The organism is Modestobacter versicolor, assembly GCF_041028285.1.
Classification (GTDB): domain Bacteria; phylum Actinomycetota; class Actinomycetes; order Mycobacteriales; family Geodermatophilaceae; genus Modestobacter; species Modestobacter versicolor_A.
Window position 1 is genome coordinate 53,761 of record NZ_JABGDB010000003.1, and the last position, 24,980, is coordinate 78,740.

Consider the following 24,980-nt stretch of genomic DNA (forward strand, 5'->3'; position numbering starts at 1 on the left):
CTCAGGCCGGCACGAGCTCGCGGGCGGACCGCTGGAAGCCCTTGACGATCAGCCAGGCGGCCAGGCTCATCTCCCACGCGGCGACCGGGACGGCGGCGAGGCCGCCGAGGGGGGACAGCTGCTCGTAGGCGCCGAACAGCACCGCGGTCGAGGAGAGGAGGACCAGCGGGCCCCCGACCAGCCCGAGCACGGCGATCGGCCGGGGCACGAGCTGCGAGCGGTACACCAGCAGGGCCAGCAGCCAGCTGTTCACCCCGATCACCAGGCCGGGGCCGACCAGGAACGTCCAGTCGTGCACGGCCACCAGCGCGCGGGCGACGGTGACCAGGCTGTCGGCGTCGGCACCGGCGGCGTCCCGGCGGAGGGTGACCACCGCCAGCAGGCTGACGATGCCGACGGTGATCACGGCCGCCTCCAGGGTGCGGCCGGCCGCGTAGCCGAGGGCCAGGCCGGCGCCGTGCGCCCGCAGCACCGGGTAGAGCGTCACGCCGGTGCCGATGACGCTGGCGACCAGCAGCGCCTCGCAGGCCGCACCCAGCAGCACGCGGGTGTCGGCGCCCGCCCCGAGGACGTATGCCGGGTCGTCGAGCACCGGCCCGTACAGGGCGAGGCCGACGACGGCGGCGACCGCAGCCACCACGAAGAAGACCCCGGTGACGACCGCGGTCGGTCTGGTCGAGCTCATGTGCGTGCCCCTCCGTCCAGAGGTGTACGGCGTACACCTATGCGGTCGGACGGTAGGTGTACGGTGTACGCCTGTCAAGGACCGCGCGCCGGTCCGGATCGGGGGTCCGATGGCCGACCGGGCCGCACCGGCACGTCGGGTGCCGCTGAACCGCGACCGGGTGCTCGCCGCCGCCGTCGCGCTCGCCGACGAGGCCGGCATCGACGCGGTGAGCATGCGAGGGCTCGCGCAGCACCTGGGCGTGGTCCCGATGGCGCTGTACAAGCACATCGCGAACAAGGACGAGCTGCTCGACGGGATGGTCGACGTCGTGCTCGGGGAGGTCGGGCCGGTCGACCCGGAGCTGGGCTGGCAGGACGCCGTCCGGCAGCGCGTCCTGGCGGCGCGGCGCGCGGTGCTGCGGCACCCGTGGGCGCGCCCGGCCATCGAGTCGCGCACCCACCGGACACCGGTCGTGCTGGGGTATATGGACGCCCTGGCCGGGGTGTTCCGGCGCGGCGGGTTCTCCGTCGACCTGACCCACCACGTCATGCACGCGCTGGGCAACCGGATGTGGGGGTTCAGCCCCGAGCTGTTCGAGGAGGCGCCGGCCGCGGACCCGCCCGAGGTGGACCCCGAGCAGCTGCAGGCGGCGATGGCCGACTTCGGGCGGCGGTACCCGCACGTGCTGGAGATCGCGATGGCCGCGACCGGCGGCGACCTGGCCGGCGTCGGTGCGGGCTGCGACGAGGAGTTCGAGTTCGAGTTCGCCCTCGACCTGCTGCTCGACGCCTTCGACCGCCTCCGCGAGCGCGGCTGGAGCTCCCGCCGACCGGTCGGCTGACCCGGCCGGCTGAGCTGTCGGACGGGGCCCCCGGGGCGGGTCAGCGCAGCGGCGCGACCAGGCCCGGAGCGGCCGACTGCCCGGGGAGCACGTCGGCGAGGGTGAGCAGCGCGAGGAAGACGACGAGGACGAGGACGGTGAGCACGGGGCGCCTCCGGGAACGGGTGGACCCCCACGGTCACCCCGCCGGCTGGACGCGGCCCGGGTGGTGGCTGTGAGCCTGCTGCGAGGGCCGGCTCAGCCGGCCGCGGCCCGCTCGGCGTCGCTGCGCAGGATGCAGAACTCGTTGCCCTCCGGGTCGGCCAGCACCACCCAGCCGCTGCCGTCGGGCCGGCGCAGGTCGTCGACCACCCGGGCGCCCAGCCCGGTCAGCCGCTCGAGCTCGGTGTCCCGGGTGTCCTCGACGGGCACCAGGTCCAGGTGCAGCCGGTTCTTGACCGTCTTCGCGTCGGGCACCTCGATGAACAGCAGCCGCTGGCCGCCGTCCGGCGCCGACACCAGGCACTCCTCGTGGCCGGGCTCGTTCGGGTCGTCGGGGTCCTCGACGAGGCCCAGCACGGCCGACCACCACACCGACTGGGCGTAGGCGTCGCGGCTGTCCACGGTGGTGTGCGAGATGCGGGCGGTCATGGCCGGAGCCTGGTCCCGGGGGCGCCCCGCCGTCCACGGGTTTCGCGGCGGCTCCCGGACCGGGGCGTCAGAGCCGGACGTTGCAGCAGCTCGGCGACCTCGCGGGTCTCGTCGGTGGTCATGGCCCGGGTCGTGCCCGGCCGCAGCGGCGCCGACGCCCCGTCTGGCAGGGTGCCCGGACGTGAGGCTGACCGAGACCACCTGGCCCGACCTCGAGGGGCGGTCGCCGCTGGTCGTCGTCCCGCTGGGGTCGGTGGAGCAGCACGGCCGGCACCTGCCGCTGGCCACCGACACCGTGGTCGCGCAGGCGGTCGCCGAGGACGTCGTCCCGCAGCTGGACGGCGCGGTGCTGGCGCCGGCGCTGGCCTACGGCGCGAGCGGCGAGCACGAGGGCTTTCCCGGCACCATCTCGCTGGGCACCGAGGCGCTCACCGGGCTGCTGGTCGAGTACGGGCGCTCGGTCGGCCGCTGGGCGGGCCGGCTGCTGGTGGTCAACGGCCACGGCGGCAACCTCGAGGCGCTGCGGGCGGCGGTGCCGCTGCTGCGGCGCGAGGGCCGGGACGTCGCCTGGTTCCCGTGCGGCGTGCCCGGCGGGGACGCGCACGCCGGGCGGACCGAGACCTCGCTGATGTTGCACGTGGAACCCGCCGTGGTCCGCGAGGCGCTCGCGGCCGCGGGGGACACCACGCCGATCGGGGAGCTGCTGCCCCGGCTGCGGGCCGAGGGGGTCCGGGGCGTCAGCCCGGACGGCGTCCTGGGCGACCCGGCCGGCGCCTCGGCGGCCGAGGGCGCCGCGGTCCTCGCCGACCTGCGTGCCCGGCTGGTGACCGCCGCGGTGGGCTGGCGGGTGGACCCCGCCGGGCGGCTCCTCGGCTGAGGAGCCGTCCGGGACGGGTCAGGCCAGCGCGTCGGCGAACAGCGGGACGGCGTTCTCCAGGGCGTACTGGATGCCCTGCGGCGTGCCGATCGAGAACGCGCTGGCCAGCGTCTCGTCGTCGAGCACCACGGCGTTGCCGGCGGTCACCGAGGGGATCGACTGCCACAGCGGGTTGCCGGTGATCTCGCTGGCGTCGACGAAGATCGGGAACGCCACGGTCAGGCCGGCGTCCAGCAGCGGCAGCTGCTCCTCGCTCACCGACACGAAGAAGCTGTCGGTGGCCAGGTCCTGGATGGCCGGCTCGAGGGTGAAGCCGAGCTGCTCCATGAAGTCGACCCGGGCGTCGCCGCGGACGTAGGCGCCGAAGCCCTCGGAGCTGTAGGCGGCCACGGCCACCCCGGTGCCGTCGAACTCGGGGTGCTCGGCGGCGGCGTCGGTGAACGCCTGGTCGATCTCGGCCTGCAGGTCGGCGGCCTCCTCGGCCTTGCCGAGCGCCTGCCCGACCATCTCCAGCTGGTCGGCCGAGGAGGTGAGGTACGGGTCGGCGCCCTCGGGCTGGCTGATCGTCGGCGCGATCTCGCTGAGGGTGTCGAAGCGCTCCTGGGTGGCCGGCGACTTGGTGTCCAGGATCAGGTCGGGCTGCAGCGCGGCGATCGCCTCGTAGCTCGGCTCGAGGGTCTCGATGATCTCCGGCGCCTCGTCGTACAGGCCCTCGGCCCACGGGCCGACGCCCTCGCCGCCGAACGCCAGCCAGTCGCTGGCGCCGACCGGCTGCACGCCGAGCGCGAGCGCGGTCTCCGCGTCGCCCCAGCCGAGGGCGACCACCCGGACGGGCTCCTCCTCGACGGTGACGTCGCCGAAGGCGGTCGGCACGGTGACCGGGAAGGCGTCCGAGGACGCGGGGCCGGACGCCTCGCCGCCACCGCTGCCGGCGGTGTCGTCGCTGCCGGAACCGCAGCCGGTGACCACGAGCGCGGCCGTGAGCAGGGCGGCGCCGCGGAGGGCGGTGCCGCGGGGGGTGGGACGGGTGGACATGAGGGCTCCTGGTCGGGTCACGGGTGTCGGGTCACGGGGTGGCGGGTCAGACGGCCGCGGAGAGCGCGGTCAGGTAGTCGTCCAGGCCCCACGTCATGGACAGCACGGTGGGCGGGGAGACGGCGGCGATGAGCTCGTCGCCGACGAGGGTGGCATGGTGCCCGGCGGCGACCTGCGGCATCGTCCGGGCGAAGGGCTGGGCGGCGAACGCGTCCGCCTCCTGCTGGGTGGAGGCGTAGCTCAGCAGGACGTCGCTGGTCAGGCCGGCGACCTGCTCGTAGCTGAGCGTGTAGTAGAACGTCGACTCGCCGGTGGACAGCTCCGCGACGCTCGGCGCGACCTCCAGGCCCAGGTCGGTGAGGAACTCCACCCGGGGGTCGGCGGCCTCGTAGACGTAGAAGGTGCCGGCGGTGTCCCACACCGCGGCGACGGTCTTCCCCTGCAGCTCGGGGTGCTCGGCGGCGGCGTCGGCGATCGTCCGCTCGGTGTCGGCGACGAGCTGCGCGGCCTCCTCCGCCTTGCCCAGCGCCTGGCCGACGGTGGTGACGACGTCGCGCCACGGGGTGGTCCACGCCTCGCCCGGGTACGCGACGACCGGCGCGATGGCCGACAGCGTCTCGTAGTCCTCGGCGGTGATGCCGGAGTAGTTGGCCAGGACGACGTCCGGGTCGGCGGCGGCGATCGCCTCGAACGGCACCTCCTCGCCCTCGGGCAGGACGGTGGGGGTGGCCACGCCGAGCTCGTCGATCTCCTCGGCGATCCACGGCAGCAGGCCCTCGTCGTCACCGCCGTAGGACTGGAACGGGATGGCGACCGGGACGACGCCCAGCGCGAGGGCGGCGTCGGTGCTGCCGAAGCCCCAGGTGACGACCCGCTCCGGCGCCGCCTCGAGGGTGGTCTCCCCGAACGCGTGCTCGATGGTCACCGGGAAGGCGTCGGCCGAACTGCCCGGGCCGGCGGCGTCGGCTGTGTCGCCGTCGGGGGAGCTGCAGCTGGTGAGCACGACGGCGGCGGCCAGCAGGACGGCGCCGCGCAGGGCAGGGCGGTGGGACAAGGCAGCACTCCTCGCTCGGGTCAGGTGAGGCTCACCTAACCATCGGGCGGTCACGACTCGGTCACCGGGCCGCCCGCCCGCGGTCGCGCTCGTCACACCCACCTCCCGTCCACGCTCTCGCGCGCTCTCCCCCGCGTGGGAAGGCGCGCGAAACCGCGGGTGGGAAGGCGCGCGAAACCGCGGGTGGGAAGGCGCGCGGGACCGCGGGTGGGAAAGCGCGCGAAACCGCGCGTGGGAAGGCGCGCGAAACCGCGGGGGGAAGGCGCGCGAAACCGCGGGGGGAAGGCTCGGGCCGGGAACAACGGTGGCGTCGGTTTGTTGTCCGTACCGACGCGATCAGCCCGCCCCACTGGGGGCGGACGTCCCGCGCAGTCGAGAGGACCAGCCATGCGCACCGGAATCCACCCCGAGTACCGCACCGTCGTGTTCCAGGACACCTCGACGGGCGAGACCTTCCGGACCCGCTCCACCGTGGAGACCACCCGGACGATCGAGCTGGACGGCGAGACGCTGCCCGTGGTCCCGGTCGAGATCAGCTCCTCCTCGCACCCGTTCTGGACCGGCAACCAGCGCGTGCTGGACACCGCCGGCCGGGTGGAGAAGTTCAACCAGCGGTACGGCGCCCGCACCCGCGGCTGACGCCACCGCAGCACCCCGACGCCGCCGGCGGCTCCCCGACCAGGGGGGCGGCCGGCGGCGTCGTCGTACCCGCCCCGCCGGCGCGCGGTTAGGGTCCCGCACCGGGAGCGGGGCGCGAGGACCCGCCGGCGAGGACGGAGCACGGTGATGGCGCACCAGGTGTCGGGGCAGCCGGGTGCACCCACCCCGCGGCTGGCGGTGGAGGCCAACGGCATCAACGTGATCGCCGAGTCCGAGCGCAAGGGCACCCCGCGGCAGCTGTTCTGGCCGTGGTTCGGCGCCAACGTGAGCGTGCTCGGCCTGGCCTACGGCGCCTTCGTCCTCGGCTTCGGCATCTCCTTCTGGCAGGCCGTGGTGGCCGGCGTGGTCGGGATCGTCGCCAGCTTCGCGCTGTGCGGGTTCGTCGCGATCGCCGGCAAGCGCGGTTCGGCGCCCACGCTGGTGCTCAGCCGCGCCGCGTTCGGCGTCACCGGCGGCCGGGTCCCCGCCGTCCTGGCCTGGGTGCTCACCGTCGGCTGGGAGACGGTGCTGACCTCGCTGGCCACCCTCGCCACGGCGACCGTCTTCACCGAGCTCGGCTGGGGCGGCGGGACGACGACCCAGGTGGTCGCCCTGCTGGTGGTGGCCGCGCTGGTCGTCGCCGGCGGCGTGCTCGGCTTCGACCTGATCATGCGGATGCAGACGGTGATCACCGTCGTCACCGGCGTGCTGACCGTGGTCTACCTGGTGCTGGTCGCCGACGAGGTCGACTGGGGGAGCGTCGCCGACCTGCCGGCCGGCTCGACCCAGGCGTTCATCGGCGCGCTGGTGTTCGTCATGACCGGGTACGGCTTCGGCTGGGTCAACGCCGCGGCCGACTACTCCCGCTACCTGCCGCGGAGCGCGTCCACCCGCGGCGTCGTGGGCTGGACGACGTTCGGGTCCGCGCTGGCCCCGGTGGTGCTGCTGGTCGTCGGCCTGCTGCTGGCCGGCTCCTCGGGCGAGCTGTCCGGCGCCATCAGCGCCGACCCGATCGGGGCGCTGGCCACCCTGCTGCCCACCTGGTTCCTCGTCCCGTTCGCGCTGGTCGCCGTCCTCGGGCTGGTCGGCGGGGCACTGCTGGACATCTACTCCTCCGGGCTGGCGTTGCTGGCCGCCGGCGTGCGCATCCCCCGCCCGGTGGCCGCCTCCGTCGACGGCGTGCTGATGGTGCTCGGGGCGATCTGGGTGGTCTTCCTCGCCGAGGGCGACTTCTTCGTCCAGTTCCAGGGCTTCCTGATCACCCTCGGCGTGCCGGTGGCCGCCTGGTGCGGGGTGGTGCTGGCCGACCTGCTGCTCCGCCGCCGGGACTACGCCGAGCCCGACCTCTACGACCCGCGCGGCCGCTACGGCTCCGTGCCGCCGGTGCCGCTGCTGCTCCTGGTGCTGGGCACGGTGCTCGGCTGGGGCCTGGTCACCAACACCTACGCCGGCTGGCTGAGCTGGCAGGGCTACCTGCTGGAGCCGCTCGGACTGGGCGGCCGGGAGGGCGACTGGGCGTTCGCCAACCTCGGCGTGCTGGTCGCGCTCGCCGTGGGCTTCGTCGGCACCGCGGTGCTCCGCCGCGGGGCCGTCCGCCGGCAGGAGGCGGGATGACCGCCGGCGTGCTCGTGGTCGTCGACGTCCAGCACGTCTTCGCCGACGCCGACTCCCCGTGGGGCGTGCCCCGCTTCGCCGAGGTGCACCCCGCGATCCGCCGGCTGACCGCGGCGTTCCCCGGCCGGGTGGTGCACACCCGGTTCGTCGCCCCGGCCGAGCCGGCGGGCGCCTGGGTGCCCTACTACGCGGAGTTCCCCTTCGCGCTCCAGCCGCCGGACGCACCGCTGTACGCGCTGGTCGACGACCCGGGTGAGGGACCGGTCCTCACCGCGACCACCTTCGGCAAGTGGGGCCCGGAGCTGGCGGCGCTGGTCGGCGAGGGCCCGCTGGTGCTCGCCGGCGTCTCCACCGACTGCTGCGTGCTCTCCACGGCGCTCCCCGCCGCGGACGCCGGGGTGCCGGTGCACGTGGTCACCGACGCCTGCGCGGGGGCGAGCGACGCCGACCACGAGCGGGCGCTCGCCGCGATGGGGCTCTACGCGCCACTGGTCACGCTGACCACCACCGACGCGGTGCTCGCCGGTCCGTGACGACCAGCCCGCCACCGCCGGACCGGCTGCCCGACGGCTTCGTCGTCCGGCTCGCCCCGGCCACCCGGCAGCGCGACGGCGGGACGACGCTGCTCGGCGGCTCCCCGTTCCGGCAGCTGCGGCTCAGCCCGGCCGCCCGCCCGCTGCTCCGGGACGGCCGGGTCGAGGTGACCGACGCGCGCACCGCCGCGCTGGCCGCCCGGCTGCTGGACACCGGCATCGCCGACCCCGAGGTGTCCCTGGCGGCGCCGGTCCCCGTGGTGACGGTCATCGTCCCGGTCAAGGACCGCACCGACGGCCTGACCCGGCTGCTGGCCGCGCTGCGCGCCGACCCGGGGACGGCGGGGTGCCCCGTGGTCGTCGTCGACGACGGTTCCGCGGCACCGGCCGAGGTCGCGGCGGTGGCCGCGGGCACGCGGCTGCTGCGGCACGAGCGGGCCCGCGGGCCGGCGGCGGCCCGGAACGCCGGGCTCCGGGTGGCCGGCACCGAGCTGGTCGCCTTCCTCGACTCCGACTGCGTGCCGGCGCCCGGCTGGCTGGCGCGGCTGGCCGGCCACCTCGCCGACCCCCGGGTGGCCCTGGTCGCCCCGCGGATCACCGCGTTGGACGGCGACGCCGGCAGCAGCTGGGTCGCCCGCTACGAGGCGGTCACCAGCGCGCTGGACATGGGGCCGGTGGCCACCCGGGTCGCCCCGCTGACCGCGGTGTCCTACGTGCCCAGCGCCGCGCTGCTGGCCCGCCGGGCGGCGCTCGGCGACGGCTTCGACGAGTCGATGCAGGTCGCCGAGGACGTCGACCTGGTCTGGCGGCTCGCCGCAGCCGGCTGGCGGGTGCGGTACGAGCCGGCCGCGCAGGTCGCCCACGACCACCGGGTCGCGCCGGGGGACTGGCTGCGCCGCCGCGCCTTCTACGGCACCGGCGCGGCGCTGCTGGCCCAGCGGCACGGGCCGGCGGTCGCCCCGGTCGTCCTCTCGCCGTGGTCCGCGGCGGCGTGGGCGCTGGCGCTGACCGGGCGGCCGCTGGGCCTCGCCGCCGCCGGTGGGGTGCTCGGCACCGCCTCGGTGCAGCTCGCGCGACGGCTGGGCGCGCCGGGGAGCCGGCCGCCGTACGGGCTGGCGGCGTCCCTGGTGCTGCGCGGGACGACGGCCTCCGGGCGCACGCTGGCCCGGGCGGTGACCCGGCACCACTGGCCGCTGGCCCTGGCCGCCGCGGTGGCGTCCCGGAAGGCGCGGCGGCTGGTCGCCGCGATCGCGGTCGCGGACGCCACCGACGGCTGGTGGCCGCACCGGCAGGAGGTCGGCCTGGCCACCTTCGCCGCCGGCCGCCGGCTGGAGGACCTGGGGTACGGCGCCGGGCTCTGGCTCGGGGCGGTGCGGGCCCGCTCGGGTGCGGCCCTCCGGCCGGTCGCCCCACCGCCGATCCAGCAGCCGGGGACGGGTCAGCGGCCGACCCGGTAGCGGACGTGGGTGACGCGCGGGGAGGAGGTGACCTCCAGCTGGGTGAGCCCGGGGTCGGCGACGCCGTCGAACAGGCGCTCACCGGCGCCCAGCAGGACGGGGGCGACGTCCAGCACCAGTTCGTCGACCACGCCCGCCGCCAGTGCCTGCCGCACCGTCGAGGCGCCGCCGGCCACGGTCACCTCGGCGTCGCCGGCCGCCGCGCGTGCCTGCGCGAAGGCCGCGTCGAACCCCTCGGTCACGAAGACGAACGTCGTCCCGCCGGCCATCTCGACCGGGTCCCGCGGGTGGTGGGTCAGGACGAACACCGGTGCGTGGTACGGCGGCTCGTCCCCCCACCAGCCGCGCCAGTCCTCGTCCCACGGCCCGCGCACCGGGCCGAACATGTTGCGGCCCATGACGAACGCACCGCGCGGTCGCAGCAGGTCGGCGCGGGCGGCGGCGTCCGCGGCGGGCAGCGGCTCGTCGGCGAACACCCACTCGTGCAGCCGTTCGCCGCCGGCGCCGAGCGGCTCCTCCCGGGTCTGCCGGGGCCCGGCGAGGCAGCCGTCGAGGGAGATGGTCACGTGGCACGTCGTCCGGCTCATGCACCCAGGACCGCCGGGCGGGGCGCCGCTCATCGGTCGCCCGCAGGTGACGGCGGGGTGAACTCCGCGCGCGGGTGGAATGAGCCGGGGCCGTGCCGCCTTGTCCCTCCCCGTACCGCGGTAACGGCCAGCGTGGGCCCCGCACCACCGCTCCACCAGGGGGACCCATGACCACCGTCCAGGACCGCCGCGCCGCCTCGGCGGCGCGCGCCGGCAGCCCGTCGCCCACCGGCGCGACGCTGCCCGACCCGCGGCCGGCCCGGCCGCGCACCACCCGCACCGCGCTGACCCTCGGCGTCTTCGTGGCGCTCGGGCCGCTGACCATCGACATGTACCTGCCGGCGCTGCCGACGATCACGACCGAGCTGGGGACGACGTCGGCCGCCGTCCAGCTCACCCTGACCGGCACCCTGCTCGGGCTCGGCCTCGGGCAGCTGGTGCTCGGGCCGCTGTCGGACGCCCTCGGGCGCCGGCGGCCGCTGATCGCCGGCACCGTGCTGCACGTCGTCGCCTCGCTGCTGGTGCTGCTCGCGCCGAACGTCGCCGTGCTCGGTGTGCTGCGGGTGCTGCAGGGCGTGGGCGCCGCGGCCGGTGCGGTCATCGCCATCGCCGTCGTGCGCGACCTGTTCGACGGCCGCGCGGCCGCGACCATGCTGTCCCGGCTGTTCCTGGTCATCGGTGCCGCGCCCGTGCTGGCGCCGACCATCGGTGGCGAGCTGCTGCGGTTCACCTCGTGGCGCGGGATCTTCGTCGTCCTCGCCGGCTACGGCCTGGTGCTGCTGGCGGTCGGCTCCCTCGCGCTGCGCGAGACGCTGCCGCCGGAGCGGCGCAGCAGCAGCGGGGTCGGCGGCACGCTGCGCGGGTACCGCGCGCTGCTCCGCGACCGCACCTACGTCGGGCTGGTGCTGGTCGCCGGGCTGACCATGGCCGGGCTGTTCGCCTACGTCTCCGGTTCGTCGTTCGTCTACCAGGACGAGTTCGGCCTGGACGAGCAGCAGTTCGGCCTGCTCTTCGGCGCCGGCGCGTTCTGGCTGATCGCCGCCACCCAGCTCAACCCGGTGCTGCTCCGCCGGTTCTCCCCGGCCCAGCTGCTGGTGTCCGGCACCGCGGCCGGCGGGGCCGCCGGGGTGCTGCTGCTCGTGCTCGCCCTCACCGGCACCGGCGGGCTGCTCGCGGTGGCGGTCCCGCTCTGGGCCGTGCTGTTCGCCTGCGGCCTCGCGCTGCCCAACGGCCCGGCGCTCGCGCTGTCCCGGCACGGCGACAACGCCGGCACCGCCGCGGCCATGCTCGGCGCGGTGCAGTTCGGCGTGGGCGCCGCGGTGTCCCCGCTGGTCGGGCTGCTCGGCAACGACGCCGTCGCCATGGGCACGGTCATCGTGGGCTCGCTCGCGCTGGCCCTCGCCGTCCTGGTGACCGTCGTCCGGCCGTGGGAGCTCGCCGACCCCGACGCCGCGCCGGTCGCCGCGCACTGACCCCGGTCAGGTCCGCCCGGCGGCGACCAGGGGCGGTCCGGCAGGGGCGCCCGCCGGCCGCCGCCGGGGCCGGGTGCTGCTGAGCAGCACGCCGGCCACCACGACCACCCCGCAGGCCAGCTCGGTGGGGTACACCCGCTCGCCGAGCACCAGCCAGGACGCCCCGACGCCGACCACCGGCACCAGCATCGAGAACGGCGCCACCGTGCTCGACGGGTGCCGGCTCATCAGCGTCGTCCAGATGCCCGACCCGACCACGGTGGCGGCCAGCACGGTGAACGCCAGCCCGGCGAGGGCGAGCGCGCCGCGGGCGGTGCCCAGCGTGGTCAGCGACGTGCCGATCCGGTCGGGCCCCTCCGCCAGCAGCGACACCGCCAGCATCGGCAGCGGCGGCACGACGGTCATCCAGAGCGTGAGCCGCAGCGGCTGCGGCGCCCGCGCCTGACGGCTGGCCAGGTTGCCCAGCGCCCACCCGAGCCCGCCGCACAGGGTGAGCACGACCGGCAGCAGGTACGCGCCCTCGCCCAGCCCGGCCCGGTGCACGGCGATGCCGCCGAGCCCGGCCACGGCCAGGGCGACGCCGGCCGCATGCCGGCCGCTGAGCCGCTCGCGCAGCAGCACCGCGGCCAGCACGACGGTGAACGGGGCGGAGGACTGCAGCACCAGCGAGGCCAGACCCGGTGGCATCCCGCGGTCCAGGGCCAGGTAGAGGAAGAGGAACTGGAGCACGCCGAACCCGGCGCCGTAGCCCAGCACCCACCGCCACGGGACGCCGGGCCGCGGCACGAGGAGCACGGTCGGCACGGCGAGCAGCAGGAACCGCAGGGCCACCAGGAAGAACGGCGGGAACTGCTCGAGCGACAGGTGGATCGCCGGGAAGTTCAGTCCCCACAGGATGGCGACGAGCGCGGCGAGGAGCCGGTCACGGGGTGGCATGCCGCCAGCGTGGTCGGCCGGACGCTCCAGCACCATCGATCGTTCGGACGCCGACCTTGTAGCGTTGCTTCATGGACGTCCGAGCACTGGAGACCCTGCGGGCCGTGCACCGCCAGGGCGGTGTCACCGCGGCCGCCGCGGTGCTGCACCTGACGCCGTCCGCGGTGTCCCAGCAGGTCGCCGCGCTGACCCGGGAGATGGGCGTGCCGCTCACCGAGCGGGTGGGCCGCGGCCTCCGGCTCACCCTCGCCGGCCAGGCGCTGGCGGAGGCCGCCGTCGACGTCGCGGTGGCGGTGGAGCGGGCCCGCTCGGCCTGCGCGGCCTTCGCCGGGCGGCCGGCCGGCACGGTGCGGGTGTCGGCCTTCCAGAGCGCGGCCCAGCTGCTGCTGCCCGGGCTGCTGGACCGGGTCGCCCGGCTGGACGGTGTGACCCTGGAGTGCTCGGACGAGGACGTCGCGCAGGCCGACTTCCCGGCGCTCACCGACCGGGTCGACGTGGTGATCGCCCACCGGCCCGACGGCGACGCGGCCTGGCGGGACACCGGCCTGCGCGTGGTGCCGCTGCTCCGCGAGGCCCTCGACGTCGCGGTGCCGGTGGGCCACCGGCTGGCCGGGCAGGCCGAGGTGCGGCCGGCGGAGCTGGTCGACGAGGACTGGATCGCGGTGCGGGTGGGCTTCCCGGTCGCCCAGCTGCTGGACGCCGTCGCGGCGGGCTCGGGTGCCGAGCCGCGGATCGCGCACCGGATCAACGACTTCAACGTGGCCGAGGCGCTGGTCGCCGCCGGGCACGGCATCTCGCTGCTGCCCCGCCACACCGCGGGCCGGCAACCCGGGGTGCGCCTGGTGCCGCTGGCCGGGGTCCGGGCCGGCCGGCGGATCGACGCCCTGGTGCGCCCGGACCACGCCGAGCGGCTGGTGGTCCGCCGGGTGCTCGACGAGCTGGTGGCGCTGGCCGCGGCCCTCTGACCCGCGGGGCCGGCGGGCCTCAGGACGGCGGGGCCGACGGGCCTCAGGACGGCGGGGCCGACGGGCCTCAGGACGGCGGGGCCGACGGGCCTCAGGACGGCGGGGGACCGGCGTGCCGGGCGCGCAGGCCGTCGACGAGCAGGTCCAGGCCGTACTCGAAGGCCGCCTGGTGCGGCCGGTGCAGCAGCTCCCGGATGGCGGCCGACAGCAGCGGCTGGTCGGCGAGCACCTCGGCCCGCAGGGCGTTCGCCGCGGCGTCGTCCGGGTCGGGCAGCGGCTGGGTGCGCTGACGGTCCTCCTCGGCCTGCCACTCGGTGGCGCTGCCGATCACGTAGGCGCCGATGGCGAACAGCGTCTGCTGGGCCTGGCCCGGCGTCATCCCGGCCTCGACCAGCACCCCCAGCACCCGCTCGATGCCGGCGAAGCCCTCCGGGCTGGGCCGGTTGCCGGCCAGCACCCGGGGGGCGTCCCGGGTGGCGACCAGGGCGGAGAACATGCGCTGCGCGTCGGCCCGCAGCCACTCCCACCACGGCTGGCCCGGGGCCGGCCCGGCGTACGCGGGGCCGGTGCGGTGCAGCAGCTCGTCGGCCATCAGGTCCATCAGCTGCCGCTTGCTGTCGACGTGCCAGTACAGCGTCGGCGCCGACACCCCGAGCCGGCCGGCGATCCGCCGGAAGGAGACGCCCTCCAGTCCGTCCTCGGTCAGCAGCTCCAGGGCGGCGGCCACGATCGCCTCCCGGGTCACCGGCGCTCGCATCGACGTCACCCTTGACAGCCTAACGGTGGTAGAGGACGGTGACGGCCGTGTCTAACACCGTTAGAGAGCCCGCCATCGAGGTCGTCGGGCTGACCAAGCGCTACCCGGGCGGCGACGCCCCGGTCGAGGCGGTCCGCGGCATCGACCTGCGCGTCGAGGCCGGGCAGACCTACGGCTTCCTCGGGCCCAACGGCGCGGGGAAGTCGACCACCATCGAGATGCTGTGCACCATCCGGAACCCCACCTCGGGCACGGCCCGGGTGGCCGGCTTCGACGTCGTCCGGCAGCGCACCGAGGTCCGCCGCCGGATCGGGCTGGTCTTCCAGCAGCAGACGCTGGACCAGCAGCTCACCGCCGAGCAGAACCTGCGGTTCCACGCCGACCTCTACGGCCTCTCCCGCGCCGACGCCGACCGGCGGATCGGCGAGGTGCTGGAGATGGTGGCGCTCACCGACCGCCGTCGGGACCCGGTGCTGCGGTTCTCCGGCGGGATGAAGCGCCGGCTGGAGATCGCCCGCGGCCTGGTGCACGCCCCGCAGGTGCTCTTCCTCGACGAGCCGACCATCGGCCTGGACCCGCAGACCCGCGCCGCCATCTGGGACTACCTGCGCGAGCTGCGGCAGCGCACCGAGATCACCGTCTTCGTCACCACGCACTACATGGACGAGGCCGAGCACTGCGACCGGATCGCGATCATGGACCACGGCCAGGTCGTCGTGGAGGACACCCCCGAGGCGCTCAAGTCCAGCGTGGGCACCGACCGGATCGCGCTGCGCACCGACGACGACGAGCTGGCCATCGCCCGGATCCGCGAGCGGCTGGGCGTCGAGGCCGGCGTCCACGAGGGGCAGGTGACCCTCGCCGTGGCCGAGGGGGCGCACGTCGTCCCGAGGTTGTTCACCGAGCTGGACGTGCACATCCTCGCGGTGACGGTCACCCGGCCCAGCCTGGACGACGTCTTCCTGACCTACACCGGCCGCACCATCCGCGACTCCGAGGGGCCCCGGCCGGGCGCCGGACGGGTGGGCGCCCGGTGAGCACCGACCCGACGACCACCGACCGGACGGCGACGGCGCGCCCGCAGCCCGTGCCGCTCACCGTGGTGCGCAGCGACCTCGCCCACCACGCCCGGGCCACCTGGGTCGTCACCCGCCGCGAGCTGCTGCGCTTCCGCACCGACCGGGCGCGGATGGCCTCGATGCTGCTCCAGCCGCTGCTGTTCATCTTCGTGATGGGCGTCGGGCTGGGCAGCATCGTCGACACCGGCGGCGACCTGAGCTTCCAGACGTTCCTCTTCCCGGGCGTGCTGGCCACCTCGGTGCTCTTCACCGCCGCGTTCGCCGGGGTCTCGCTGGTGTGGGACCGCGAGTTCGGCTTCCTGCGCGAGATGATGGTCGCGCCGATCTCCCGGGCCTCGATCATCTGGGGGAAGTGCCTGGGCGGGGCGGTCGTCGCGACCGGGCAGAGCCTGGTGCTGCTCGCGCTGGTCGGCACCGTGGGCATCCCCTACGACCCAGTGCTGCTCCTCGAGCTGGTCGGCTGCCTGTTCCTCGGCTCGCTGTTCCTCACCGCGCTGGGCGTGCTGCTCTCCACCCGGATCACGACCATCCAGGGCGCGATGCCGATGCTGCAGCTGCTGATCACGCCGATGATGTTCCTGTCCGGCTCGCTCTTCCCGCTGGGCGGGCTGCCGGCCTGGCTCAGCGTGGTCACCCGGCTCAACCCGCTCACCTACGTGGTGCAGCCGATGCGCGAGCTGGTGCTCGGCCACCTCGACCTCAGCGCCGGCGAGCGGGCGCGGCTGCTGCCGGCGCTCACCTGGGCCGGCTGGGAGGTGCCGGTCGGCGTCCAGCTGCTCACCGTCGCGGTGATCACGCTCGCCCTGGTCGGGCTGGCCGCGCGGCTGTTCGCCCGGACGGAGTGAGGGGTCAGCCGATGACGACGGCCGCGGTGGTGCCGACCTGCACCAGCCGGACGACGCCGGTGCTGGCGCTGGTCACCTGCTCCTCGAGCCAGAACACGTAGGGCTCGCCGGAGACCAGGCCGGTGACCGTGACGCTCACCGGCACGCACCCCTCGGGCTGGGCGGCGGTCTGCACGACCGGGGCGAGCTGCTCCCCGCCGACCAGCCGCTGGCTCACCGCCTGCACCCGGTAGCCGAGCACCTCGGGCCGGGCGTCGGCCATCCAGTCCAGCGTCGCCTGACCGGGGCCCGCGACGACGCCGGGCACCATCCGGCGCGGGGTGGTGCCCCCGCCGCCGCAGGCGTCCGGCCGCTGGCGGTACTGCGGGGCCGTGCCGATCGCGGCGTTCGGCATGATCGTGACCCGCCCGGGCCGCGGCGGCTGCGGCACCGCGAGCCCGCCCTCGGCGGCCACCGAGGCGGGGGACGCCACGACGTCGTCGAGGGTGTCGACCCCCTGGGCCGCGGCCAGCGCGGGCGGCGGCTCGGTCGTGGGCGCGGGCGTCGGGGTGGGCTGGGCCGTCGGGGTGGGCTCGGCCGGGGCGGCGGTGAGCGTGCCGGTGGCGGCGGTCGCGTCGACGACCACCGGGGTCAGCTGGGGGACGAGCACCACGGCGCCGGCGGTGACCGCCAGCAGCGGCACGAGCCAGCGGGTGTGGTCCCGGCGGCGGCGGGCCGGGGCACGCCGGCGGGCCGCGGGGCGGTCGCCCGGCGCGCGTCGGATCCGTTCGGCCACGGCAGCCCCCTCCCCGGTCTCCCCCTCACCATCGGCACCAGGGGCCCCGTCCTGGAGCCGAACCGGCCGGCCGCACCCCCGCGGGAATGGTCCCGGGGGGCAACGTCTTGGCTGTCGCTGTGAGTGCCGCCCTCCCGACGACCACGCCGGCCCCGCCGGCGCCCAGCACCCGGACGGCGGCGGTGGCGATCGCCGCCCTCGCCCTCGGCGGCTTCGCCATCGGGACGACGGAGTTCGTCACGATGGGCCTGCTGCCCGACATCGCCGACGGGGTCGACGCGAGCATCCCGTCGGCCGGGCACCTGGTGTCGGCCTACGCGCTGGGCGTCGTCGTCGGCGCGCCGGTGATCGCCGCGCTGAGCGCCCGGCTGCCCCGCCGGCCGCTGGCGATGGCGCTGATGGCGGCGTTCGTCGTCGGCAACGTGCTGAGCGCGCTGGCCCCCGGTTTCGGCACGCTCGTACTGGCCCGGTTCGTGGCCGGGCTGCCGCACGGGGCCTACTTCGGCGTCGCCTCCCTCATCGCCGCCTCGCTGGTGCCCGACGGGCTGCGTGGCCGGGCGGTCAGCTCGGTGATGCTCGGGCTGGCAGTCGCCAACGTCGCCGGGGTGCCCGCGGCCACCTGGCTCGGCCAGCACCTGGGCTGGCGGTCGGCGTACTGGGCGGTCGTGGTGGCCGGCGCGGTGACCGTGCTGGCCGTGCTCACCGCCGTCCCGTCGACGCCCGGCCGCTCGGAGGCGACCATCCGCTCCGAGCTGGCCGCGCTCCGCCGGCCGCAGGTGGTGCTCACCCTGCTGGTCGCCACCGTCGGCTTCGGCGGCATGTTCGCCATGTACAGCTACATCGCCCCGACGGTCACCGAGGAGGCCGGCCGGCCGGCGGGCTTCGTCCCGGTGGTGCTCTTCGCCTACGGGGTCGGTGGGGTGCTGGGCATGGCGCTGGGCGGCCGGCTGGCCGACCGGGCGCTGTTCCGGTCGCTGGTGGGCGCCACGGTGGCCGTCGGGCTGCTCCTGGCGCTGATGACGGTCGCGGCCGGCAACGCCGTCTCGCTGACCGCGACCGTGTTCGCCATCGCCGCGGCCGCCTCCACGATGGTGGTGCTCCTGCAGCTGCGGCTGATGGAGGTCGCCGGGGACGCGCAGCTGCTGGGGGCCGCGCTGAACCACTCCGCGCTCAACGCCGCCAACGCGCTCGGGGCGTGGCTGGGCGGGCTGGTGATCGCCGCCGGCTGGGGTTACCGGGCGCCCAGCGCGGTCGGGGTCGGCCTGGCCGTGCTCGGCCTGGGGTTCCTGCTGGTGTCGGCGGTGCTGCGCCGCCGGGAGCTCGCCGCGGCCTGAGCCCGCCCCAGCGGGTGCGCGACCTGCTGGCGCGATCACGTGACAGCGGTCACGATGGGGCGACCATGACCCTCAGCCCCGGGGACCGCGCACCGTGCCGGCGGTGAACCCGTGGCTGGCCCTCCCCGGCGGCGGGCCGAGCCCGGTGCTCGCCCGGCGGCTGCGGCTGGCCCACGAGGCGCTGGTCACCCGGGCCGATGCCCCCGCCCGCACCCAGGTGCGCCCGGTGGTCTGGGACTCCTGGCGGCGGTCGCTGCGCAGCGGCGTCGACCCCGACGGCGCCTCCCCGCCGGTCGACCTGCTGGACGACGACCTCGCCGCGCACCGCGACGCGCACCCGCTGGCGGCGGTCATGCCGGTCGTCCGCCGGCTCCTGGTGGCCGATGCGGAGGTCGACCGGATGATCGTGGCGGTCACCGACGCCGCCGGCCGGATGCTCTGGGTGGAGGGCGACTCCCGGCTGCGCGACCGGGCCGCCACGATGCACTTCGTCGAGGGCGCCTCGTGGTCCGAGGCGGACGCCGGCACCAACGCCCCGGGCACGGCGCTGGCCCTCGACCACGCCGTCCAGATCTACGGCGGCGAGCACTTCCGGCGTCCGGTCCAGCCCTGGAGCTGCTCGGCGGCCCCGGTGCACGACCCGTCCACCGGGGCGCTGCTCGGCGCCATCGACGTCACCGGCGGCGACCACGTGGCCAGCCCGCACGTGCTCACCCTGGTCCGGGCCACCGCTGCGGCGGCCGAGGCGGAGCTGCGCTGGCTGCACCGGGAGCGCGCCGTGCCCCGCGGCCCCGCGCCGGACGGCGCGCCGCCGGTGCTGCAGGTGCTGGGCCGGGACCGCGCGCGGCTGACCACCCCGGCCGGGGCGCTCGAGCTGTCGCTGCGCCACTCGGAGCTGCTGGTGCTGCTCGCCGAGGCGGCGACGGCCGGCACCGGCCGGACGGCGGAGCAGCTGGCGGCCGAGCTGCACGGCGCCGACTCCGCCGCGGTGACCGTCCGCGCCGAGCTCTCGCGGCTGCGCCGGCTGGTCGGCGACCGCGTGGTCGGGTCCCGGCCCTACCGGCTGCTCGGCCCCGTGCGCAGCGACGCCGGGGACGTGCGCGCGCTGACCGCGCGGGGTGCGGTGGCCGAGGCGCTGGACACCTACGCCGGGCCGCTGCTGCCGGGGTCGCAGGCGCCGGGCGTGCGGGCGGCCCGGGCCCGGCTGGCCGACGAGCTGCGGGGGGCGGTGCTGGGCGGCGGGCGCCCGGACCTGCTGCTCCGGTACGGCGCACTCCCCGAGGCGGCCGAGGACCTCGCGACGTGGCAGGCGTGCCTGGCCGTGCTGCCGCCGGGCCCCCGGCGTGCCGCCGCCGCCGCCCGGGTGCAGCGGCTGCGCAGCCGGGACGCCGCGCCCCGGCACCGCTGACCCGGCCCTGCAACGCACTGCAACGTTGCCGGGACACGGAGCTGCGGCACGGGGACGCCCTCTGGTGCCGTGGACGCGGGTCCCCAGGGCTGGTCCCGACCGCTTCTGCGGAACGAAGGCCGCGCCCGGGCAACTGAGTGTGGCCTAACTCACGTCCCACGCGTCAGACTGCCGACGGACCCGCGGGTCGACCGCGGTGCACAGCCGATGCAACGAAGCGGAGGACCCGTGACCCAGATCAACGTGCGCGTCGACGGGGCGTCGTACAGCGACGACGTCGAACCCAGGACCCTGCTGGTGCACTACCTGAGGGAGCAGCTCGGCAAGGTCGGCACGGTCGTCGGTTGCGACACCAGCAACTGCGGCGCGTGCACCGTGCACCTGGACGGCCAGGCGGTGAAGTCCTGCACGGTGCTCGCCGTCCAGGCCGACGGCAGCCAGGTCACCACGATCGAGGGCATCGCGCACGGCGAGGGGCCCGGCGCGACCCTGCACCCGGTGCAGCGGGCCTTCCACGAGATGCACGGCCTGCAGTGCGGCTACTGCACGCCCGGGATGATCATGGCCTCGATCGACCTGCTCAAGGAGAACCCGGACCCGACCGAGACCGAGGTCCGCGAGGGCATCGAGGGCAACCTCTGCCGCTGCACCGGCTACCAGAACATCGTGCGGGCCGTGCAGCAGGCCGCGGCCGAGATGCGCGGGCAGGCGCCCGGCGACCCGGACGCCGCGCCGGCCGTCGTGGACACCGCCGCCGCCGAGCACGTGGTGGTCCAGGCATGACGCTCACCGAGGACCCCGCCACCACCGACGTCGTCGACCCGGGCCCGGCCAAGGAGGTGGGCCGCGCCCGCCTCCGCAAGGAGGACGCGCGGCTGATCACCGGCAAGACGACGTGGACCGACAACATGGTCGTGCCCGGGATGCTGCACATCTCCGTGCTGCGCAGCCCCGTGGCGCACGGCCGGATCAGCCACCTGGACGTGAGCGCGGCCAAGGAGCGGCCCAACGTCGTCGCCGTCTACACCGGCGCCGACTTCGCCGACGAGCAGGGCTCGCTGCCCTGCGCCTGGCCCGTCACGCCGGAGATGGTCAACCCCGGGCACCCGTCCATCGCCGTCGACTCGGTGAACCACGTCGGCGAGGCGGTGGCGGTCGTCGTCGCCCGCAGCAAGACGGCCGCCGCGGACGCGCTCGAGGCCATCGACATCGACTACGAGCCGCTGCCGGTGGTGCTGGACATGGAGGAGGCGATCGCCGAGGGCGCCGCTCTCGTCCACGACCACATCGACTCCAACACCAGCTTCCACTTCGTCTTCGACGGCGGCGAGAACGGCGTCGCCGACGACACCGAGCAGGCCTTCGCCGACGCCCAGGTGGTGGTGAGCCGGCGGTTCGTCCAGCAGCGGCTCATCCCGGCGTTCATGGAACCGCGCTCGGTGGTCGTGCAGCCCTCGGGCGACAACTACACGCTGTGGTCCTCCACCCAGATCCCGCACATCCTGCGGCTCATGCTGGCGATGGTCACCGGCGTCCCGGAGCACAAGCTCCGGGTCATCGCCCCGGACGTCGGCGGCGGGTTCGGCGGGAAGCTGCAGGTCACCCCGGAGGAGGTGCTGACCCTGCTGGTGGCCCGCCGGCTGGGCCGGCCGGTCAAGTGGACCGAGACCCGCAGCGAGTCGCTGATGACCGCCCACCACGGCCGCGACCAGATCCAGTACATCGACATCGCCGCCGACCGCGAGGGCAACGTCAAGGGTCTCCGCTGCCGGATCCTGGCCGACATGGGCGCCTACCTGCGCCTGGTCAGCCCCGGCGTGCCGGTGCTCGGGGCCTTCATGTTCGGCGGCATCTACAAGTTCCCGGCCTACCGGTTCGAGGCCGACGGGATCTTCACCAACAAGGTGCCCACCGACGCCTACCGCGGCGCGGGCCGGCCCGAGGCGACCTTCGCCGTCGAGCGGATCATGGACGAGCTCGCCGTCGAGCTGGGCATGGACCCGCTGGAGCTGCGGCGGAAGAACTGGATCGGGGCCGAGGAGTTCCCCTTCACCACCTCGGCCGGCATGACGTACGACAGCGGTGACTACGAGGCCGCCACCCAGCAGGCGCTGGAGCTGGTGGGCTACGACGAGCTGCGGGCCGAGCAGCGGCGCCGCCGGGAGTCGGGCGACCCGGTGCAGCTGGGCATCGGCTTCTCCACCTTCACCGAGATGTGCGGGCTGGCCCCCTCCCGGGTGCTGGGCTCGCTGTCCTACGGCGCGGGCGGGTGGGAGCACGCCTCCATCCGGATGCTGCCCACCGGCAAGGTCGAGGTGGTCACCGGGTCGACACCGCACGGGCAGGGCCACGAGACGGCGTGGAGCCAGCTCGTCGCCGACCGCCTCGGGGTGCCGTTCGAGGACGTCGAGGTGCTGCACGGCGACACCGCGGTCTCCTCGCGCGGGCTGGACACCTACGGGTCCCGGTCGCTGGTCGTCGGTGGCGTGGCCGTGGTGAACGCCGCGGAGAAGGTCGTGCAGAAGGCGCGCACGGTCGCCGCGCACCTGCTGGAGGCCAGCGAGGACGACCTCGAGTTCACCGGGGGGACCTTCTCCGTCCGGGGCACGCCCGGCTCCGAGGTCTCCATCCAGGAGATCGCGCTGGCCACGTTCGCGTCGCACAACTTCCCCGAGGGTGTGGAGCCCTCGATCGACGCGGACGCCACCTACGACCCGGACAACTTCTCGTTCCCGCACGGCACCCACGTCTGCGCCATGGAGGTGGACACCGAGACCGGGTTCGTGAAGATCCGCAAGTACGCCTGCGTGGACGACGTCGGCACGATCGTGAACCCGCTCATCGTCGAGGGGCAGGTGCACGGCGGGCTGGCCCAGGGGATCGCCCAGGCGCTGTACGAGGAGGCCGTCTACGACGCCGAGGGCAACCTGACCACCGGCAGCTTCGTCGACTACCTGGTCCCCTCCGCCGCCGACCTGCCGCACTTCGACACCGGCAACACGGTGCACGCGGCCCCGGGCAACCCGATCGGCGCCAAGGGGGTCGGGGAGGCCGGCTGCATCGCCAGCACCCCGGCCGTGGTCAACGCCGCGCTGGACGCCGTCCGGCACCTGGGCGTGTCCGACATCCGGATGCCGCTGACCCCGGAGCGGGTCTGGCGGGCCATCCACCAGGGCGGGGACGGTGGCGACCGCGCCACCGCCGGCACCAACGCGCAGGGCGCCTCCTCCAGCGAGGCGGCGGCCGCCTCCGCCACCGAAGGAGACCAGCAGTGACCCCCCGGCTCGACGACGAAGGAGAGACGCCATGATCCCCGCCGCGTTCGCGTACTCGCGGCCCACCACGGTCGACGAGGCCCTGCAGGCGATCGCCGAGGGTGGGGACGACGTCAAGATCATGGCCGGTGGGCAGTCGCTGATCCCGGTGATGAGGCTGCGGCTGGCCGCCCCGGAACTGGTCGTCGACCTGACCCGGGTGCACGAGCTGCGCGGTGTGCGGGAGGAGGGCGACCAGCTGGTCGTGGGGGCGATGACCACCCACGCCGACGTCCTCGCCGACCCGCTGCTGGCCCGCTACGGGCAGCTCGTGGTGCAGGCGACGGAGACGGTGGCCGACCGGCAGGTCCGCCGCCGCGGCACCTTCGGCGGCGCCCTGGCGCACGCCGACCCGGCCGGTGACCTGCCGGCGGTGGCCCTCGCGCTGGACGCCGAGTTCGTGGTCGCCGGGACCTCGGGCCGGCGGACGGTGCCGGCCGCGGAGTTCTTCGTCGACTACCTGACCACCGCGATGGAGGAGGGGGAGCTGCTGGTCGAGATCCGCCTGCCCAAGCTCGCCGCGGACGACGGCTGGGGGTTCCGCTACGAGAAGTTCAACCGGGTCGCCCAGGCCTGGTCGATCGTGGCGGTCGCCGCGGCGGTGCGGCGGGAGGGCGGCCGGATCGCCGAGGCGCGGATCGGGCTGACGAACATGGGGCCGACCCCGCTGCGGGCCGGTGCCACCGAGGCGGCGCTGGTCGGCGTCGACGTCAGCCTGGAGACGGTCACCGCGGCCGCCGCCCAGGCGGCCGAGGGCACCAGCCCGAGCGCTGACCTCAACGCGCAGGCCGACTACCGGCAGCACCTGGCCCAGGTGCTCACCCGGCGGGCGCTCACCGCCGCCGCGGGGCTCTAGCCGCGAGCGGTGCGCCGGACCGGTCCGTCACGACCGGTCCGGCGCGCCGCCGCACTCCCCACCTGCGCCGTCGGCACCGGCGTGATCGGATGGGCGTCCAGGCCCGGTGGCGGGGGCGGTAGCGTCGCCACGACCGGCCTGGTCACCGCACGTCCCGGCCCGGCGCAGCGCTGGAGCCGCCACCCCTCCGGGGTGGCGCCCGGGCCGCACACACTCGGAGGTTCCTGCAGTGCAGCTGGAGAACTCGTTCACCGTGCCGGTCCCCATCGACGAGGCCTGGCGGGTGCTCATGGACGTCGAGCGCATCGCCCCCTGCATGCCGGGGGCGGCGCTGGACTCGGTCACCGGCGACGACTTCACCGGCCGGGTGAAGGTCAAGCTCGGCCCGATCAACCTCACCTACCAGGGCAAGGCGTCCTTCATCGAGCGCGACGAGGCCGCCCACAAGGCGGTCATCGACGCCCGCGGCAAGGACCAGCGGGGCAACGGCACCGCCGCCGCCATCGTCACCGCGACGCTGGCGAGCGAGGGCAGCGTCACCCGGGTCGACGTGCTCACCGACCTCAACATCACCGGCCGTCCGGCGCAGTTCGGCCGCGGCGTGATGACCGACGTCGGCAACAAGCTGCTCGGCCAGTTCGCCGACCGGCTCTCCGCCCAGCTGGCCAGCGGTGACGCCGGCCTGGACGCCGACGTCGTGGACACCGCCGCCGCCGCGCAGTCCCAGGAGCCCACCGTGGCCGGGTCGGCGAGCGCCGCGGCCGCCAAGGTCGCCGCGACCACCGCCGGCGTCGCCGAGGAGACGGCCGCGTCGCTGGAGAGCGGTCCGGAGCCGGTGAAGAAGGCGGCCGGTGCGGCCAAGAAGGCCGCGGCCGCCGCCGCGGACTCCGCCGCCTCGGCCGAGAGCAGCGCGGTCAGCTCCCCGGAGGGCGCCCCGGCGACCCCGACCAAGGCCACCCCCGCGAAGGCGGCGCCGGCCAAGGCCACCGCGGCCGTGCCGGACCCGACCGTGCCGCCCGCGAAGGCGACCACCACGCCGATCGGCGCGGCGAAGAAGGCCCCGAGCCAGCCGCCGAGCGGCACCACGGCCCCGCCGAACCGGCCCGCCGGCGGTGGTCCGGCCAAGAGCACGCCGGCCGCGGCGCCGCGTCAGCTCAACCCGGTGGAGCCCGAGCCGATCGACCTGCTCGAGGTGGCCGGCGGTGCGGCGTTCACCCGGTTCGCGGCCCCGGCGGCCGGCGCGGGCGTCCTGCTGGTGCTCATCGCCCTGCTGCTCCGCCGCCGCAACCGCTGAGCCCCGGCGTT

General features: G+C 75.7%; 24 protein-coding genes. 16 read left to right on the plus strand and 8 right to left on the minus strand.

Going from position 1 to position 24,980, the window contains the following annotated elements; all coding sequences use genetic code 11:
- Position 1 precedes the first annotated feature (1 nt).
- Entirely contained in the window at positions 2 to 685 is a 684-nt protein-coding gene (locus tag HL054_RS11490) for a DUF4386 domain-containing protein (protein ID WP_369139139.1), read from the minus strand.
- Between the two features lie 109 nt (positions 686 to 794).
- On the opposite strand from HL054_RS11490, the gene HL054_RS11495 reads away from it, so the two are divergent.
- A complete protein-coding gene (locus HL054_RS11495) occupies positions 795 to 1,508 on the plus strand; it encodes a TetR family transcriptional regulator (RefSeq protein ID WP_369139140.1) in 714 nt (237 codons plus the stop codon).
- Between the two features lie 237 nt (positions 1,509 to 1,745).
- On the opposite strand, the gene HL054_RS11500 is transcribed toward HL054_RS11495, so the two are convergent.
- Positions 1,746 to 2,138 carry a VOC family protein gene (locus tag HL054_RS11500; RefSeq protein WP_369139141.1) on the minus strand — a complete coding sequence of 131 codons (393 nt, stop codon included), beginning with the start codon at positions 2,136 to 2,138 and terminating at the stop codon, positions 1,746 to 1,748.
- Between the two features lie 181 nt (positions 2,139 to 2,319).
- On the opposite strand from HL054_RS11500, the gene mftE reads away from it, so the two are divergent.
- Positions 2,320 to 3,015, plus strand: coding sequence for a mycofactocin biosynthesis peptidyl-dipeptidase MftE (gene mftE / locus HL054_RS11505; protein ID WP_369139142.1), 696 nt, complete (start codon positions 2,320 to 2,322; stop codon positions 3,013 to 3,015).
- Between the two features lie 18 nt (positions 3,016 to 3,033).
- On the opposite strand, the gene HL054_RS11510 is transcribed toward mftE, so the two are convergent.
- Complete coding sequence (locus tag HL054_RS11510; protein ID WP_369139143.1) at positions 3,034 to 4,050, minus strand: iron-siderophore ABC transporter substrate-binding protein; 1,017 nt, start codon at positions 4,048 to 4,050, stop codon at positions 3,034 to 3,036.
- Positions 4,051 to 4,096: 46 nt separating this feature from the next.
- Positions 4,097 to 5,104 carry an iron-siderophore ABC transporter substrate-binding protein gene (locus HL054_RS11515; RefSeq protein ID WP_369139144.1) on the minus strand — a complete coding sequence of 336 codons (1,008 nt, stop codon included), beginning with the start codon at positions 5,102 to 5,104 and terminating at the stop codon, positions 4,097 to 4,099.
- A gap of 387 nt (positions 5,105 to 5,491) precedes the next feature.
- On the opposite strand from HL054_RS11515, the gene HL054_RS11520 reads away from it, so the two are divergent.
- The 4 genes from HL054_RS11520 (at position 5,492) to mftF (ending at position 9,347) form a co-directional block, all read left to right on the plus strand.
- Positions 5,492 to 5,743 (plus strand): type B 50S ribosomal protein L31, encoded by a 252-nt coding sequence (locus HL054_RS11520; RefSeq protein ID WP_369139145.1) that lies wholly within the window; start codon positions 5,492 to 5,494, stop codon positions 5,741 to 5,743.
- Between the two features lie 147 nt (positions 5,744 to 5,890).
- Complete coding sequence (locus tag HL054_RS11525; RefSeq protein ID WP_369139146.1) at positions 5,891 to 7,357, plus strand: purine-cytosine permease family protein; 1,467 nt, start codon at positions 5,891 to 5,893, stop codon at positions 7,355 to 7,357.
- Positions 7,354 to 7,890 carry a cysteine hydrolase family protein gene (locus tag HL054_RS11530; RefSeq protein ID WP_369139147.1) on the plus strand — a complete coding sequence of 179 codons (537 nt, stop codon included), beginning with the start codon at positions 7,354 to 7,356 and terminating at the stop codon, positions 7,888 to 7,890. Before HL054_RS11525 ends, HL054_RS11530 begins: the two co-directional genes overlap by 4 nt.
- Positions 7,887 to 9,347, plus strand: a complete 1,461-nt coding sequence (mftF, locus tag HL054_RS11535; protein WP_369139148.1) for a mycofactocin biosynthesis glycosyltransferase MftF — start codon at positions 7,887 to 7,889, stop codon at positions 9,345 to 9,347. The genes HL054_RS11530 and mftF overlap by 4 nt, the downstream gene beginning before the upstream one ends.
- On the opposite strand, the gene HL054_RS11540 is transcribed toward mftF, so the two are convergent.
- Positions 9,329 to 9,934, minus strand: a complete 606-nt coding sequence (locus tag HL054_RS11540; RefSeq protein WP_369139149.1) for a dihydrofolate reductase family protein — start codon at positions 9,932 to 9,934, stop codon at positions 9,329 to 9,331. The genes mftF and HL054_RS11540 overlap by 19 nt on opposite strands.
- A gap of 167 nt (positions 9,935 to 10,101) precedes the next feature.
- On the opposite strand from HL054_RS11540, the gene HL054_RS11545 reads away from it, so the two are divergent.
- Positions 10,102 to 11,406, plus strand: a complete 1,305-nt coding sequence (locus HL054_RS11545) for a multidrug effflux MFS transporter (protein WP_369139150.1) — start codon at positions 10,102 to 10,104, stop codon at positions 11,404 to 11,406.
- Between the two features lie 6 nt (positions 11,407 to 11,412).
- Here the strand turns inward: HL054_RS11545 and HL054_RS11550 are convergent, their stop codons facing one another.
- Positions 11,413 to 12,342, minus strand: coding sequence for an EamA family transporter (locus HL054_RS11550; RefSeq protein ID WP_369139151.1), 930 nt, complete (start codon positions 12,340 to 12,342; stop codon positions 11,413 to 11,415).
- Between the two features lie 71 nt (positions 12,343 to 12,413).
- Here HL054_RS11550 and HL054_RS11555 point away from each other — a divergent pair, with 71 nt between their 5' ends.
- Positions 12,414 to 13,307, plus strand: a complete 894-nt coding sequence (locus tag HL054_RS11555) for a LysR family transcriptional regulator (RefSeq protein WP_369139152.1) — start codon at positions 12,414 to 12,416, stop codon at positions 13,305 to 13,307.
- 91 nt (positions 13,308 to 13,398) lie between these two features.
- On the opposite strand, the gene HL054_RS11560 is transcribed toward HL054_RS11555, so the two are convergent.
- Positions 13,399 to 14,064: a TetR/AcrR family transcriptional regulator C-terminal domain-containing protein gene (locus HL054_RS11560; RefSeq protein WP_369139691.1), complete on the minus strand. Its 666-nt coding sequence runs from the start codon at positions 14,062 to 14,064 to the stop codon at positions 13,399 to 13,401.
- A gap of 47 nt (positions 14,065 to 14,111) precedes the next feature.
- On the opposite strand from HL054_RS11560, the gene HL054_RS11565 reads away from it, so the two are divergent.
- Both HL054_RS11565 and HL054_RS11570 read left to right on the plus strand, forming a co-directional pair.
- Positions 14,112 to 15,101, plus strand: coding sequence for an ATP-binding cassette domain-containing protein (locus HL054_RS11565; RefSeq protein ID WP_369139153.1), 990 nt, complete (start codon positions 14,112 to 14,114; stop codon positions 15,099 to 15,101).
- Positions 15,098 to 15,988: an ABC transporter permease gene (locus tag HL054_RS11570; protein ID WP_369139154.1), complete on the plus strand. Its 891-nt coding sequence runs from the start codon at positions 15,098 to 15,100 to the stop codon at positions 15,986 to 15,988. The genes HL054_RS11565 and HL054_RS11570 overlap by 4 nt, the downstream gene beginning before the upstream one ends.
- A 4-nt stretch (positions 15,989 to 15,992) precedes the next feature.
- On the opposite strand, the gene HL054_RS11575 is transcribed toward HL054_RS11570, so the two are convergent.
- On the minus strand, positions 15,993 to 16,763 hold the full coding sequence (locus HL054_RS11575; RefSeq protein ID WP_369139155.1) for a hypothetical protein: 771 nt from the start codon (positions 16,761 to 16,763) through the stop codon (positions 15,993 to 15,995).
- A 119-nt stretch (positions 16,764 to 16,882) separates the two neighbouring features.
- On the opposite strand from HL054_RS11575, the gene HL054_RS11580 reads away from it, so the two are divergent.
- From HL054_RS11580 to HL054_RS11605, 6 genes are all read left to right on the plus strand, one after another.
- The gene (locus HL054_RS11580; protein ID WP_369139156.1) at positions 16,883 to 18,097 is read left to right on the plus strand and encodes an MFS transporter; all 1,215 of its coding nucleotides are present in this window, start codon (positions 16,883 to 16,885) and stop codon (positions 18,095 to 18,097) included.
- Positions 18,098 to 18,200: 103 nt separating this feature from the next.
- A complete protein-coding gene (locus tag HL054_RS11585) occupies positions 18,201 to 19,505 on the plus strand; it encodes a GAF domain-containing protein (RefSeq protein ID WP_369139157.1) in 1,305 nt (434 codons plus the stop codon).
- Positions 19,506 to 19,733: 228 nt separating this feature from the next.
- Positions 19,734 to 20,288, plus strand: a complete 555-nt coding sequence (locus tag HL054_RS11590; protein ID WP_369139158.1) for a (2Fe-2S)-binding protein — start codon at positions 19,734 to 19,736, stop codon at positions 20,286 to 20,288.
- Entirely contained in the window at positions 20,285 to 22,780 is a 2,496-nt protein-coding gene (locus HL054_RS11595; RefSeq protein ID WP_369139159.1) for a xanthine dehydrogenase family protein molybdopterin-binding subunit, read from the plus strand. Before HL054_RS11590 ends, HL054_RS11595 begins: the two co-directional genes overlap by 4 nt.
- A 31-nt stretch (positions 22,781 to 22,811) precedes the next feature.
- Positions 22,812 to 23,675 carry an FAD binding domain-containing protein gene (locus HL054_RS11600; protein ID WP_369139160.1) on the plus strand — a complete coding sequence of 288 codons (864 nt, stop codon included), beginning with the start codon at positions 22,812 to 22,814 and terminating at the stop codon, positions 23,673 to 23,675.
- Positions 23,676 to 23,904: 229 nt separating this feature from the next.
- A complete protein-coding gene (locus tag HL054_RS11605; RefSeq protein WP_369139161.1) occupies positions 23,905 to 24,969 on the plus strand; it encodes an SRPBCC family protein in 1,065 nt (354 codons plus the stop codon).
- Positions 24,970 to 24,980 lie beyond the last annotated feature (11 nt).

Excerpts from the sequence above, each read along its gene's own strand:
- HL054_RS11490 (WP_369139139.1), bottom strand. The coding sequence starts at position 685 with ATGAGCTCGACCAGACCGACCGCGGTCGTCACCGGGGTCTTCTTCGTG.
- HL054_RS11495 (WP_369139140.1), top strand. The coding sequence starts at position 795 with ATGGCCGACCGGGCCGCACCGGCACGTCGGGTGCCGCTGAACCGCGAC.
- HL054_RS11500 (WP_369139141.1), bottom strand. The coding sequence starts at position 2,138 with ATGACCGCCCGCATCTCGCACACCACCGTGGACAGCCGCGACGCCTAC.
- HL054_RS11510 (WP_369139143.1), bottom strand. The coding sequence starts at position 4,050 with ATGTCCACCCGTCCCACCCCCCGCGGCACCGCCCTCCGCGGCGCCGCC.
- HL054_RS11520 (WP_369139145.1), top strand. The coding sequence starts at position 5,492 with ATGCGCACCGGAATCCACCCCGAGTACCGCACCGTCGTGTTCCAGGAC.
- HL054_RS11525 (WP_369139146.1), top strand. The coding sequence starts at position 5,891 with ATGGCGCACCAGGTGTCGGGGCAGCCGGGTGCACCCACCCCGCGGCTG.
- HL054_RS11530 (WP_369139147.1), top strand. The coding sequence starts at position 7,354 with ATGACCGCCGGCGTGCTCGTGGTCGTCGACGTCCAGCACGTCTTCGCC.
- HL054_RS11540 (WP_369139149.1), bottom strand. The coding sequence starts at position 9,934 with ATGAGCCGGACGACGTGCCACGTGACCATCTCCCTCGACGGCTGCCTC.
- HL054_RS11545 (WP_369139150.1), top strand. The coding sequence starts at position 10,102 with ATGACCACCGTCCAGGACCGCCGCGCCGCCTCGGCGGCGCGCGCCGGC.
- HL054_RS11550 (WP_369139151.1), bottom strand. The coding sequence starts at position 12,342 with ATGCCACCCCGTGACCGGCTCCTCGCCGCGCTCGTCGCCATCCTGTGG.
- HL054_RS11555 (WP_369139152.1), top strand. The coding sequence starts at position 12,414 with ATGGACGTCCGAGCACTGGAGACCCTGCGGGCCGTGCACCGCCAGGGC.
- HL054_RS11560 (WP_369139691.1), bottom strand. The coding sequence starts at position 14,064 with ATGCGAGCGCCGGTGACCCGGGAGGCGATCGTGGCCGCCGCCCTGGAG.
- HL054_RS11595 (WP_369139159.1), top strand. The coding sequence starts at position 20,285 with ATGACGCTCACCGAGGACCCCGCCACCACCGACGTCGTCGACCCGGGC.
- HL054_RS11600 (WP_369139160.1), top strand. The coding sequence starts at position 22,812 with ATGATCCCCGCCGCGTTCGCGTACTCGCGGCCCACCACGGTCGACGAG.